This is a genomic window from Stenotrophomonas sp. G4 (genome assembly GCF_003428825.1).
In the GTDB taxonomy this organism is placed as follows: domain Bacteria; phylum Pseudomonadota; class Gammaproteobacteria; order Xanthomonadales; family Xanthomonadaceae; genus Stenotrophomonas; species Stenotrophomonas indicatrix.
In genome coordinates, this window is sequence record NZ_CP031741.1 from 3,550,084 (window position 1) to 3,562,669 (window position 12,586).

Here is a 12,586-nt window from a genome sequence, read left to right on the forward strand (position 1 = left end):
GGTGTCGGTGTATGTCGGGATGTATCCCGGCGCGCCATGACCGGCGATGCCGTCGTACAGTCGAGGGGCCCGGCCGAGGGCACCGGGCGGGGTCGGAACCTGGCGGGGATCCGACCCCGTTTTCTTTTGGACACAGGCCTTGTTGGCCCGGCGCACCGGTAGCGCCGGGCCATGCCCGTCGGATCAGTACCGGTAGTTCACCTTCATCCATAGGCTGCGGCCGGGCTCGTTGATGCGCACCGGATCAGCCGGGAAGCCGAAATCTGCGCTGCCGGCCAGGTTCAGATGCTCGCTGTAGGCACGGTCGAACAGGTTGTCGACACCGGCGCTGAGCTGCAGCTGCGAACTGAAGCGATAGGCCGCGTTGAGCGCCAGCGTGGCAAAGCCGCTGCTCGGCCCGAGGTCCTGCGCGACCACGTTGCCCTGCCCGTCCGCGACCCGATGCTGATGGGTGACCGCGCGCAGCAGCGCACCGGCACTCCAGCGCTGGCCTTCCCAGTCAGCGCTCAAGCGTGCTTCCAGCGGCGGCATCTGCGGCAACGGTCGATGCTGATCGCGGTTCTCGCCCCACGCGTAGGCCAGCGTGCCCCCCAACTTCCACTGTTCGTCCAGCTGCAGCTGCAGACCGGCCTCGGCACCGGCGATGCGTGCCTGCACATTGTCAGCCTGGCTCATGCCCATCATGCCGCTGCCGCGATAGGTGAACAGGATGTAGTCCTGGATCTGACCCGCATACGCCGAGACCCAGGCCTGCACGCGCGGGCCCTTGTATTGCAGGCCGACGTCGAGCTGGGTGGTGCGCTCACGCTGGATGCCAGCGAACGCGTTCACCGCACCTGCCGGCCCATGATCGGGCGAGAACAGTTCCCAGTAGTCGGGCATGCGCTGGCTGTGGCCCAGCCCGGCATACCAGGTCAGGCCGTCGGCAAGGTCCTGTTCGTAGCGCAGGAAACCACTGCCCAGCCATTCCCTGCGGCGCTGGCCGGCGGTGGGATTGGGCATGGCCATCATCATGCCGCCGATGTCGGCACGCGCATCGCGCACGCTGGCACGATCGATGCGCAGCCCGCCGATCCAACGCTGCCCGGTGTCCACGCCGAGGGTCAGTTCGGTGAATGCACCGTAGCGGCGGAAATCGGCGTCGGTGTTCCAGTCCGCCTGCTTGTAGGTATCGCGGCCCATGCCCATGCGGCCGCGATGCCGGCTGTCTTCGCCGTCGACACCGGCCACCAGCTGCACGTCCTGCCAGCGCCATTCGGCGCTGATGCGCCCGCCCTGCGTGCGGCGATCCACGTTCGACGCCATCGGCATCGGCATCATGCTGTGTGGGTTCGGCGTGCGCAGCGTGTAGTTGTCCATCACGTGGTCGGCTTCGTTGTAGTACACGTTCGCCTGCAGCGTGTCCCACGCCCCGGGCAGATTGCGCTTCTCGAAGCGTGCGGCGTAACTGGTGCGTTCGAACGCGGCACCATCCATGCCGCGCCCCGCGTAGCGCGCGATCGCATCACCGGCACCGGCGGAGACCTCCAGCAGGGTATCGGCGTCAGGCGTCCAGCCCACCGCTACGTCGCCATTCCACTTGCGCCATTTCGACGGAACCACATCACCGTTGCCGTCCTTGTAGTCATCGGCTTCGGAGCGATTGCCGCTGGCACGCACATAGCCCGTTGGATTGCCCAGGGTCAGGTCCAGCACCTGGTCGTTGCGGTTGCGTGAGCCGACCAGCGCACTGGCATCGGCACGCAGCCCGGGCGCATCGAAACGCGGGGTATCACGCTCGAAACGCACGGTGCCCGCAGAAGCACCGGCGCCCCATCGCACGCTCTGCGGGCCCTTGATGATGGTCAGCCGGTCAAAGCTCTCCGGCGAGATGTAGGACAGGGGGTTGTCCATGCGCGAGGGACACGCGCCAATCAGATTGCCATCGTTGCTGAGGATGTTCAGGCGCGAACCGAACATGCCGCGCAGCACCGGGTCGCCGTTGGTGCCGCCGTTGCGGATGGCGGAGAAGCCGGGAACGGTCTTCAGGTAATCGGCGCCATCGCTGGCCGGTACCGGCTGCCGCGGCAGGCGCGGATCGGTCACCCAGTGCAATGGCGAGGACGGAGCGGCGGCAGTGACCACCAGCGTATCCAGTGTCCGCGCATCTTCAGCGGGCGCGGCATGGGCGAAGGGGGCAGCCAGGGCCGCGCCAAGCGCAAACGGCAGGCGCGCACGGGCGCCCGCGGCGGGGAAGGTCATTTTCATGGAATCAGCTCCAAGGTACGCACGCGCGCACGACACCCTTGCAGGCCTCGTGCGGCGGATTCGATAGGGAAATCAGCGGACGGTGGAGATCAGCGGCGGGCCACGCGCGGCATGTGCCGGCCAATGCAGCAGCGGCAGTCGCCGCTGCGACCAAGGGAACACCGGCTTCGGCCGCCAAAGCAGGGGCAGCAGCAGCACCAGCACGGCCAGCCACGGCAGCAGGCGCATGGCCAGCACGCAGTACTCGCAGGCCTCCCCGTGCATGGCGTGGGGGTCGGCGGGCGGGCTGGGGGCTGCTGGCGCAGCAGCATGGTCTTCGTGCCCGGCCATGGCCATGTTGTGCATGTCATGGCCCATGGCCGCGTGGTCCATGCCCGCCATCGCCGCATGGTCCGTCGGCTGCTGCTGCAGCGCACGGCTGACCAGCGGCGCAAGCACCATTAACAGCGTCGCGATGAAGGCGAGCTGGAGCAGGGTTCGACGCAGGCAGCCGGTACGGATCACCGCGCTAGTGTAGAGGTGCCTCCAGAAGGCACCGTGCGACGAACCGTCGCAGGAGGGGGTTTATCGGCAGGGCTGCGCCCTGCACCCGCAGAGGCCACGTCCACGGCAAGAGCCGAAGCAACATCAAAAGCTGGCTTCCTGTGGGTAGGCGGGTGGGTCCGGTTGCGGGGGCCGCTGCAAGTACGTCCATGTAAGCTCGGTCGCCGCATCCATGCGGCTCACGCCCCCGCAACCGGACCCACCCCGCCTTCGACAGATTCCTGCGGTCTGTTGGAACGGCTCTTGGGGTCAGATCCGCTTTCCGAAGGAAACGGATCTGACCCCAGATGTATTTCGATATCTGACAGATTTCATCCACGCATGGCGTGGATCTACCGTGTCGACCAAGGTCGACACCTACCAACGGCCGCCGGAATCTGTCAGAGGCGGGCGGAGTGGGTAGGCAGGACCGTTGGCGCCATGGATGGCGCCATCGAGCCCCCATGGATGGGTTTACGGCGTGTCCTGCCTACCCACACCGCCCCGCCATCCCACGGAATGCCCGCTGTCGCCGTTGCTGTTGCCGTTGCTTGAATGTCGTAGCAGGTGCAGGGCGCAGCCCTGCACGACCAACCTCACACCGTGATGGTCTGGGTCAGCGATTCCCAGGTCGGCGGCACCGGCCAGGACGCGGCCTGGTTGCCATCCAGCACCCGCCGCAGGTCGCGCGGATCAATCTGCGGGGCCAGCACATGCACCAGCTCCAGCGCGTAGTCGCGCAGCACCCGGTCGCGCGGCAGCACCGCCCAGGCGACGCACTCGGTGATCGGTGCCGGCGCTGGCCATACCCGCAGATCCTCGTCGTTGGCGCTGATCGCCATCTCGGCCAGCAGCCCCACCCCCAGACCCGTACGCACATAGGTTTTGATCAGGTCGGCATCCAGCGCCGTCAGCGCCAGATCGGGTACCAGGTGCTCCGCGGCAAAGGCGCGCTGCAACGAGGAGTTGGGCCGGGTCGAGGATTCGTAGCTGATCAACGGCTGTCGCGCCAATGCCGCCAGGTCCGGTGCGCGACCGGCGCGGTCCAGCGGATGGCCCTTGGGCACCACCACCAGCCGCCGCCAGCGGAACAGCGGTACGGCGATGCCATCGCCGGGTTCGCTACCGGCGGTACTGATGATCGCGATATCGGCATCGCCCTGGTTCAGCCGATCCAGCGCATCGGCCTCACCGGCCTGCTGCAGGTGCACGCTGACCTGCGGATAGGCCTGCTTGATGCGTGACACCGCCGGCGGCAGCACGAAACGCGCCTGGGTGTGGGTGGTGGTCAGGATCAGCTGGCCCTGGCTCTCGCGACGCTGGTTGGCCGCGTAGGTGCGGATGTTGTTGGCCTCGGACAGCACCGCGCGGGCGCGGCTGATCACTTCGGTGCCAGCCGGGGTGACCGACTCCAGGCTGCGCCCCTTGCGCACGAACAGCAGGAAGCCCAGTTCGTCCTCCAGCTGCTTGAGCTGCTTGGACAGCCCAGGCTGCGTGGCATGCACGCGCGAGGCGGCGAGCGTGATGTTCAGCTCGGCGTCGGCGATGGCAACCAGGTAGCGCAGCTGGGTCAGCGTCATGGCAGGCGGGCGATGTGGGGGCGGAGGTCCACTCTAGGGTCAATTGCCGTCACCAGCTTATAACCAAAGGTTGTTTAAGAAAGGTATCTGGTCATTTCCGGGCGTCATATGCCGGCGCTACGGTCAGCCGGCAGCCGCTGGCCTGAACAGCCAGCCCACTTCCTTTCCGCCCGCCGAGCCCGGCGCGGCCTGTTCCTGGAGCGCTCCCATGGCCCTGTACGACTCCATCCTCGACACCATCGGCAACACCCCCATCGTCAAGCTGCAGCGACTGGCGCCGCAGGGCGTGACCGTGTACGCCAAGGTCGAGTCCTTCAATCCGGGGGGCTCGGTGAAGGATCGCCTGGCGCTGGCGATCATCCTCGATGCCGAACAGCGTGGCCTGCTCAAGCCGGGCGACACCATCGTCGAAGCCACCTCGGGCAACACCGGCGTCGCCCTGGCGATGGTGGCGGCCGCACGCGGCTACAAGTTCGTGGCGACCATGGTCGAGACCTTCTCGGTGGAACGCCGCAAGCTGATGCGGGCCTATGGCGCGAAGGTCATCCTGACCCCGGCCGCCGAGCGCGGCAGCGGCATGGTGCGCAGGGCTCGCGAGCTGGCCGAGGAACACGGTTGGTTCCTGGCCAGCCAGTTCGCCAACCCGGCCAACCCGGCCTACCACCGCAACACCACCGCCGCGGAGATCCTGCGTGATTTCGCCGGCAAGCGGCTGGACTACTTCGTGAGTGGCTGGGGAACCGGCGGCACCTTGACCGGCGTCGGCGAAGTACTGAAGGTCGCCCGCCCGGACACCCGCGTCATCGCCACCGAGCCGGCCGGCGCCGCCTTGCTGAAGGGCGATGACTGGAAGCCGCACAAGATCCAGGGCTGGACCCCGGACTTCGTACCCGATGTGCTCAACCGCAATGTGGTGGACGAGCTGGTGACGGTGGAAGATGACCGCGCGATCGCCACCGCCCGCCGGCTGGCGGCGGAGGAAGGCATCTTCGTCGGCATCTCCGCCGGTGCCACGGTTGCCAGCGCACTGGACGTGGCAGATCGCGCCGAACCGGGCGCGGTGATCCTGGCGATGTTGCCGGACACCGGTGAACGCTACTTCTCCACGCCGCTGTTCGCCGACGTCAATGAAGGTTCGGACGACGACTGGTTGGCCGGTCTGCCCTGATCGCCGCGTTGTCGATGACAGCAGGATGACGCCCACCCTCGCGGTGGGCGTTTGCTATTTGGGTGATCCTGTCTGGGTATTGCCGACGGAAGCGGACAGCTTCCCCCAGAAATCATAAGAGATTCACCCCGAAAACTTTCGTTCTGCCCGCGTGCGGCGCTCGCTTCAGCCTGCGTGAAGGCGCCGCCGGCCATCGTGCATGAACAGCGCGGATCGCAGTGCATGAGACGGTCATGACGCAGCATCGATGCCCTGTCCCGCAAGATGCGGGTGCAGCCAGCGTGGGCACGGCGCGCAACAACTACAGGCAGGAGACGGACGCATGAAGATCGAAGTGTGGCAGGGCGACATCACGGCCCTGGCGGTGGATGCGATCGTCAACGCGGCCAATGAATCACTGCTCGGCGGCGGCGGTGTCGACGGTGCCATCCATCGTGCGGCGGGCCCTGGCCTGCTGGCCGAGTGCGAGCGTCTGCCGGAGCTGCGCCCCGGTGTACGCTGCCCGACTGGTGAGGTGCGCGCAACCGATGCGTATGCGCTTCCGGCACGGTATGTACTGCACACCGTTGGCCCGGTCTGGCACGACGGCCAGCGCGACGAACCGGCGTTGCTGGCGAACTGCTACTGGAAGTCGCTGCAGCTGGCCGAATCGCTGAACCTGCAGTCAATCGCGTTCCCGGCCATCAGCTGTGGCGTGTATGGCTATCCGCTGTACCAGGCGGCGCAGATTGCGGTCACCGAAACACTGGCCTGGCAGCGCAGCCACGCACAGCCGATGCGGATCGTGCTGGTAGCGTTCAACACAGCGACCGCCAAGGCCTACCAGCAGGCGCTGACAGCCGCAGGCCAGGTTGCCGACAGTGGGCGCGGATCGCTGCTGCCGCCACTGGGCGATACCGGATTCGTGCCGGCGCATTGAAAGAACGCCGGGTGTGGAAGGAAAAAAGGCCGGGCAATGCCCGGCCTTTTCGTTTGCCTCCGCTGCAGCGGCGTCAGTCCATCGCTTCAACAGCAGCATCGGCGGTTGCCGCCGCTGCAGCCGAAACGGCGGCCGAAGCGGCGCCGTCGATCTGCACGCGTACTTCCACCATGCCGGCTTCATCGCTCAGGCTGGACACGTCCACGGTGTAGTGGCCGGCCGGCAGCGATTCTTCCACGCGTGCGTTGGTGCCGTTGCCACCATCGTCATTGACCAGTTCCACGTCGCCACCGACCACGCGCAGTACCGTATCCACCTGGCTGGAAATCGCGTCCAGGCGCACATCGGCCGCACGCGGCAGGCTCAGCAGGAAGCGGCGGCGGCCTTCGCCATCGAGCATGGCGAACACACTGCCGGTGTTCGGCAGGGAGGTGCCATCACGCATGACAATGTTGGCCGGCAGCTCGGTGCGCTTGGCCGTCAGTTTGAAAGCGCCGGTACTGTCTTCATCCAGGCTGCGCACGCGCAGGGTGTACTTGCCCGGTTCCAGCGGCATGCCGATGCGCGAATTGGTGTCATCACCGCCATCGTCGTTCTCCGACTGGACGCCGTTGCCATCCAGCTTCAGCACCGTATCGAACGCCTTCGATTCCAGGCGGATTTCGTACATGCCCGCCTTGTCCACCTGCAGGGTGTAATCCTGCGACTTGGAGACCAGCAGGTCGGCGATCTCACCTTCGGCCACCATCGGCTTGCCGTCATACGGCACCAGTTTCTCGGCGCGCAGGCGGTACGGACCAAAGGCGGAGGGGCCGTCGGCATTGATGGCCACCTGGTAGCTGCCAGTGCCGTTGGCGCGGAACGCCAGCGAGACGTCGTTGCCGCGCTCGTAGCCCGAGTTGCTGCTGGCCACCAGCACGCCATTGTTGAACACGGCGATCGAGCCGCGCAGCGCACCGGTCAACGTGATGCCGGCCAGTTGCTTGTCTTCCAGCTTCAGCTGGTACAGCTGATGGTGGCTGCCATCGTTGAAATTGACGCCGCTGCGCGAGGTGATTTCGCCGGAGACCGGCTTGTCGAACTCCAGCGAGGGGGCCTTGCCCATGTCCGTGCTGCCACCCATCCGGTTGCAGCCGCCGACAGCCAGCACGGTGGCCACGGCCAGCGTGATTGCGGTGATACGCATGTTTTTTCTCCTTGGCCTTCCATGTATGCCCCCCGCACTGGCCTGGCGTGCGGGAGGCGGCAACGATACCGGCAAAAGCAAACGCCGGCATGATGCCGGCGCTGCCCTGTTCAGTTCATGCTGCAGAACCTGCGGATCAGCCGTTCCACTTGCCCAGCGCGGCCTGGCCGTTTTCCCTGGCCCGCTCGAACACGGTCTTCTGCGCGGCGGCGTAGTTGCCCTTCATGTCCTTGGCCCACAGCTTCAGTGCCGCCTGCTGCATGGCGCGCCCGTAAGAGAAGCTCAGCGGCCACGGCAGGTTGCCCATCTGGTTCATGGCGTTGAGGTGGGCGGTGGACTGCTCATCGCTCTGGCCACCGGACAGGAACACCACGCCCGGCAGGATTGCCGGCACGGTGCTCTTCAGGCACATCACGGTCGACTCGGCCACTTCCTCGACATCGGCCTGCTCGTCGCAGCCCTTGCCGGAGATGACCATCGAAGCCTTCAGGATGGTGCCTTCCAGCAGCACGTTCTGCTGGTACAGGGCGTCGAACAGCGAACGCAGGGTGGCTTCGGTGACTTCGTAGCAGGTCTCGATGTCGTGCTCGCCGTCCATGATCACTTCCGGCTCGACCATCGGCACCAGGCCGCATTCCTGGCACAGCGCGGCATAGCGGGCCAGCGCATGCGCGTTGGACTCGATGCAGGTGCCCGACGGAATGCTCTCGCCGATGTTGATGACCGCACGCCACTTGGCAAAGCGCGCGCCCAGCTTGTAGTACTCCTGCAGGCGCTCACGCAGGCCGTCCAGGCCCTCGGTGACCAGCTCGCCCGGGCACCCGGCCAGCGGGTGCGCACCCTTGTCCACCTTGATGCCCGGGATCATGCCGTGGTCGGACATGTACTTGGCGAACGGCACGCCGTCCTTGGTCGACTGGCGGATGGTCTCGTCGTACAGGATGGCGCCGGAAATGTGCTCGTTGAGCTTCGGCGTGGTCAGCAGCAGTTCGCGGTAGGCGCGACGGTTCTCTTCGGTGTTCTCGATGCCGACGCTGGCAAAGCGCTTGGCGATGGTACCGGTGGATTCGTCGATCGCGATGATGCCCTTGCCCGGGGCAACCATGGCCTGGGCGGTTTCAGCCAGCTGTTCGATGCTCATGTACTTCCTGTGGCGGGTGCGGGAAAAACGTAAGTATAGCCCCGCTATCCGTTGCCCCGACGTGGAGGCCAGGATGGAAACGATTCCACGTCCGCACCGGACAGGAAATGTCCTGCCGTTGGCGGTCAGAGCCCCTTCAGGGATCTGACCCCGGGGTCGGATCCGCGCCGCGGCTCCGACCCGATGCCCCCCTCTTACAGGTCGCCCAGACCGCTGGCGCGGCCGTCTTCGCCCACTTCCAGCAGGCGCAGGGTATTGGTCGCGCCGTGGGTTTCCATGTGCTCACCGCTGGTGAACACCACACGGTCGCCGGCCTGCAGCATGCCGCCCTCCACCAGCAGGCGGATGCTGCCGCGTGCGGCTTCGCGCGGGGTGAAGCCCCGGCTGTCGAAGTTGATCGGGAACACATCGCGCATCAGCGCCATCTGCCGGCGGGCGCCGTCGTGGCGGGTGACCGCGAACACCGGTGCCGAGGCACGGAAACGCGACAGGTAGCGCGCGGTGCCGCCGGATTCGGTCATCGCCACGATCGCACGCACGCCCACGTGCTGCGACAGGAACATGGTGGCCATGGCAATGGCCTGGTCGGCACGTTCCAGGTTGCGCGGCGAAGCGCCGAAGTCGGTCTCGGTCTGGAACTGGCGCTCGGCGCCCAGGCAGATGCGCGCCATCGCTTCGACCGCCTTGACCGGATACGCACCGGCGGCGGTTTCGGCCGACAGCATCACCGCATCGGTACCGTCGATGACCGAGTTGGCCACGTCCAGCACTTCGGCACGGGTCGGGATCGGGCTTTCGACCATCGACTGCAGCATCTGGGTAGCGGTGATCACCACCTTGTTCTGTGCCAGCGAGGCCTTGATGATCTTCTTCTGCAGGCCCGGCAGTTCGGCATCGCCGATTTCCACGCCGAGGTCGCCACGCGCCACCATCACCACGTCACTGGCGTCGACGATCTCTTCCAGGTTCTCGATGGCTTCGGTGCGCTCGATCTTGGACACCAGCGCGGCGTAGCAGCCGTGCGATTCGGCGATCTCGCGCGCATCGTTCATGTCCTGCGCATTGCGGCAGAACGACACGGCGATGAAATCCACGCCGATCTTGGCGACGATGCCGATCAGTTCCTTGTCGCGCTCGGTCAGCGCGCCCAGCGACAGGCCACCGCCCTGCTTGTTCAGGCCCTTGCGATCGGACAACGGACCGTCGTTGAGCACGGTGTTGATGATGCGCTCGCCCTGCACTTCGACCACCTGCAGCTGCATCAGGCCATCGTCGAGCAGCAGCACGTCACCGGCGGTCACGTCCTGCGGCAGGCCGAGGTAGCTCACGCCCACCTGGGTGGCATCGCCGGGGCCGGCATCGGTGCTGGCGATCAGGTCGAAGCGGTCACCGGCCTTGAGCTGCACCTTGCCTTCGGCGAAGCGCTCGATGCGGATCTTCGGACCCGGCAGGTCCGCCAGGATGCCCACTTCGACGCCCACCCGCTGCGCGGCGGCACGTACATCGGCGGCACGCTTGGCCTGGCCGGACGGGTCACCGTGGCTGAAGTTGAGGCGCACCACGTTGACGCCGGCGCGGAACAGATCCTCCAGCACGCCCGGCGGATCGGTAGCCGGACCGAGGGTGGCAAGGATCTTGGTGCGACGCTGACGCTCGAACATGTGGATGGGCCTCTCCCGTTAAAGGACGGAAATTAGCACATCCTTCACGTCCCATGTATACGGTTACAGCCTTGTGCTGCCTGACTCTGCGGGACATCGCCCGGACATGTTCCGGACATACGCTGGTCGATGGCAGCGGAAACACCGCCGGGCAAGGCCCGGCGCGCGGCATCGTCAAACTCAGGCCAGCAATGCCAGCAGCTGCGCCGGATCATGGGCCAGCTGCCCGGCACCGGCCTGGGTCAGCTCCTGCTCGCCACCAAAGCCCCACAGCACGCCCACACTGCGCAGGCCGTGGTGACGGGCGCCCTCGATGTCCATGCGACGGTCGCCGATCATCCAGCAGTGCTGCGGCGCCAGCTGCAGGCGATGAAGCGCCTCGCCCACCAGCTGCGGCTTGCTGCTGCGCGAGCCATCCGGGGTTGAACCGATCACGTCCTCGAACAGGCCACCGAACGGCAGATGCTCGACGATGCGGCGGGCATGCGGCTCGTTCTTGGCGGTGACCACCGCAAGGCGATGGCCGCGTGCGTGCAGCGCGCGTACCACCGCTTCGATGTCCGGGTAGATCGTGTGCTCGCGCCAGCCTTCTACGTCGAAACGCTCGCGATAGAAGGCCACGGCCTGCTCCACGCGCTCGGGCTCACCGAACAACGGTGCGAACGTGGTGCGCAGCGACGGACCGATCCAGCCCAGCAACGTTTCCTGCGGCGGCACCGGGTGGTCCATCTTCTGCAGCGCGTAGGCGATGCAGGTGGTGATGCCCACTTCCGAATCGATCAGCGTGCCGTCCATGTCGAAGAAGAGCGTTGCACGCTCCTCTCCGTCCATCGCAGTTCCAGTGCTCATGCGCCGCGCGCGGCCAGGGCAGCCACCGCCGGCAGGGTCTTGCCTTCCAGGAATTCCAGGAACGCGCCGCCGCCGGTGGAGATGTAGCTGACCTGCTGGGCGATATCGAACTTGTCGACCGCCGCCAGGGTGTCGCCACCACCGGCGATGGAGAACGCCGGCGAGCTGGCGATGGCGCGGGCCAGCGCTTCGGTGCCCTTGCTGAAGGCTTCGAACTCGAACACGCCGACCGGGCCGTTCCAGACCACGGTGCCGGCCTTGGCGATCAGCTGTGCGTACTGCGCGGCCGTCTGCGGGCCGATGTCCAGGATCAGGTCGTCCTCGGCCACCGCACCGACGGCCTTCACTTCGGCAGCCGCGTCGGGCAGGAACTGCTTGGCGGTGACCACGTCCACCGGCAGCGGGATGTCCGCACCCCGCGCCTTGGCGTCGGCCACGATCTTCCGGGCGGTATCCAGCAGGTCCGGCTCGTACAGCGACTTGCCGACCCTGTAGCCGGCCGCCGCGATGAAGGTGTTGGCGATGCCGCCACCAACGATCAGCTGATCGACCTTGCCGACCAGGTTGGCCAGCAGCTCCAGCTTGGTGCTGACCTTGCTGCCGGCGACGATGGCCAGCAGCGGCTTGGCCGGTGCATCGAGGGCCTTGGCCAGCGCATCCAGCTCGGCCATCAGCAGCGGGCCACCGGCAGCGACCGGGGCGAAACGGATCACGCCATGGGTGGACGCCTGCGCGCGGTGCGCGGTACCGAACGCATCCATCACGAACACGTCGCAGAGGGCAGCGTATTTCTTCGACAGGGCTTCATCGTCCTTGCCCTCGCCAACGTTCATGCGGCAGTTTTCCAGCAGCACCAGCTGGCCCGGCTGCACGTCGACGCCGTCGACCCAGTCACGCACCAGCGGCACTTCGCGGCCCAGCAGCACCGACAGGCGCTCGGCCACCGGCGCCAGCGAATCGACTTCGCTCCACACGCCCTCCTTGGGGCGGCCCAGGTGCGAGGTGACCATCACCGCCGCGCCCTGCTCCAGCGCGCGCTTGAGCGTCGGCAGGGAAGCGGTGATGCGCTGTTCGGAGGTGATGCGGCCATTCTCGATCGGCACGTTCAGATCCTGGCGGATCAGCACGCGCTTGCCGGAGAGGTCGAGGTCGGTCATGCGGACGATGGACATGGGCAACTCTTTGGCTCTGGAGATGGGATGCCGGCGTGCGGCAGACGGTCATTGTATCGGGTGCCGATGCCTGCGGCAGGCAGAGGCCAACAGCAGGTGCAACAGCAACGGCAACGGCAACGGCCAGAGCGCTGGCGCTTC

At 66.6% G+C, this 12,586-nt stretch carries 10 protein-coding genes; 2 read left to right on the forward strand and 8 right to left on the reverse strand.

Going from position 1 to position 12,586, the window contains the following annotated elements:
- Positions 1–183: 183 nt before the first annotated feature.
- The 3 genes from D0Y85_RS16315 to D0Y85_RS16325 all read right to left on the reverse strand — a co-directional run bounded on the left by D0Y85_RS16315 (position 184) and on the right by D0Y85_RS16325 (position 4,349).
- Complete coding sequence (locus D0Y85_RS16315; protein WP_117311267.1) at positions 184–2,247, reverse strand: TonB-dependent copper receptor; 2,064 nt, start codon at positions 2,245–2,247, stop codon at positions 184–186.
- A 72-nt stretch (positions 2,248–2,319) separates the two neighbouring features.
- The gene (locus tag D0Y85_RS16320) at positions 2,320–2,688 is read right to left on the reverse strand and encodes a DUF2946 family protein (RefSeq protein ID WP_117311964.1); all 369 of its coding nucleotides are present in this window, start codon (positions 2,686–2,688) and stop codon (positions 2,320–2,322) included.
- Positions 2,689–3,365: 677 nt separating this feature from the next.
- Complete coding sequence (locus D0Y85_RS16325; protein WP_117311268.1) at positions 3,366–4,349, reverse strand: LysR family transcriptional regulator; 984 nt, start codon at positions 4,347–4,349, stop codon at positions 3,366–3,368.
- Between the two features lie 208 nt (positions 4,350–4,557).
- Between D0Y85_RS16325 and cysK the strand changes: the two genes are divergently transcribed.
- On the forward strand, positions 4,558–5,517 hold the full coding sequence (gene cysK, locus D0Y85_RS16330) for a cysteine synthase A (RefSeq protein ID WP_117311269.1): 960 nt from the start codon (positions 4,558–4,560) through the stop codon (positions 5,515–5,517).
- Between the two features lie 322 nt (positions 5,518–5,839).
- A complete protein-coding gene (locus D0Y85_RS16335) occupies positions 5,840–6,436 on the forward strand; it encodes an O-acetyl-ADP-ribose deacetylase (RefSeq protein ID WP_117311270.1) in 597 nt (198 codons plus the stop codon).
- Positions 6,437–6,509: 73 nt separating this feature from the next.
- On the opposite strand, the gene D0Y85_RS16340 is transcribed toward D0Y85_RS16335, so the two are convergent.
- The 5 genes from D0Y85_RS16340 to D0Y85_RS16360 all read right to left on the reverse strand — a co-directional run bounded on the left by D0Y85_RS16340 (position 6,510) and on the right by D0Y85_RS16360 (position 12,445).
- A complete protein-coding gene (locus tag D0Y85_RS16340) occupies positions 6,510–7,622 on the reverse strand; it encodes an ABC transporter substrate-binding protein (RefSeq protein ID WP_117311271.1) in 1,113 nt (370 codons plus the stop codon).
- Positions 7,623–7,758: 136 nt separating this feature from the next.
- Entirely contained in the window at positions 7,759–8,763 is a 1,005-nt protein-coding gene (locus D0Y85_RS16345) for a class I fructose-bisphosphate aldolase (RefSeq protein ID WP_117311272.1), read from the reverse strand.
- 194 nt (positions 8,764–8,957) lie between these two features.
- Positions 8,958–10,424: a pyruvate kinase gene (gene pyk / locus D0Y85_RS16350; protein ID WP_117311273.1), complete on the reverse strand. Its 1,467-nt coding sequence runs from the start codon at positions 10,422–10,424 to the stop codon at positions 8,958–8,960.
- A 180-nt stretch (positions 10,425–10,604) separates the two neighbouring features.
- Positions 10,605–11,273, reverse strand: coding sequence for an HAD hydrolase-like protein (locus D0Y85_RS16355; RefSeq protein ID WP_240329265.1), 669 nt, complete (start codon positions 11,271–11,273; stop codon positions 10,605–10,607).
- Complete coding sequence (locus D0Y85_RS16360) at positions 11,270–12,445, reverse strand: phosphoglycerate kinase (RefSeq protein WP_117311275.1); 1,176 nt, start codon at positions 12,443–12,445, stop codon at positions 11,270–11,272. Before D0Y85_RS16360 ends, D0Y85_RS16355 begins: the two co-directional genes overlap by 4 nt.
- Between the last annotated feature and the right edge of the window lie 141 nt (positions 12,446–12,586).

Excerpts from the sequence above, each read along its gene's own strand:
- D0Y85_RS16315 (WP_117311267.1), bottom strand. The coding sequence starts at position 2,247 with ATGAAAATGACCTTCCCCGCCGCGGGCGCCCGTGCGCGCCTGCCGTTT.
- D0Y85_RS16320 (WP_117311964.1), bottom strand. The coding sequence starts at position 2,688 with ATGGTGCTTGCGCCGCTGGTCAGCCGTGCGCTGCAGCAGCAGCCGACG.
- D0Y85_RS16325 (WP_117311268.1), bottom strand. The coding sequence starts at position 4,349 with ATGACGCTGACCCAGCTGCGCTACCTGGTTGCCATCGCCGACGCCGAG.
- cysK (WP_117311269.1), top strand. The coding sequence starts at position 4,558 with ATGGCCCTGTACGACTCCATCCTCGACACCATCGGCAACACCCCCATC.
- D0Y85_RS16335 (WP_117311270.1), top strand. The coding sequence starts at position 5,840 with ATGAAGATCGAAGTGTGGCAGGGCGACATCACGGCCCTGGCGGTGGAT.
- D0Y85_RS16340 (WP_117311271.1), bottom strand. The coding sequence starts at position 7,622 with ATGCGTATCACCGCAATCACGCTGGCCGTGGCCACCGTGCTGGCTGTC.
- D0Y85_RS16345 (WP_117311272.1), bottom strand. The coding sequence starts at position 8,763 with ATGAGCATCGAACAGCTGGCTGAAACCGCCCAGGCCATGGTTGCCCCG.
- pyk (WP_117311273.1), bottom strand. The coding sequence starts at position 10,424 with ATGTTCGAGCGTCAGCGTCGCACCAAGATCCTTGCCACCCTCGGTCCG.
- D0Y85_RS16355 (WP_240329265.1), bottom strand. The coding sequence starts at position 11,273 with ATGAGCACTGGAACTGCGATGGACGGAGAGGAGCGTGCAACGCTCTTC.
- D0Y85_RS16360 (WP_117311275.1), bottom strand. The coding sequence starts at position 12,445 with ATGTCCATCGTCCGCATGACCGACCTCGACCTCTCCGGCAAGCGCGTG.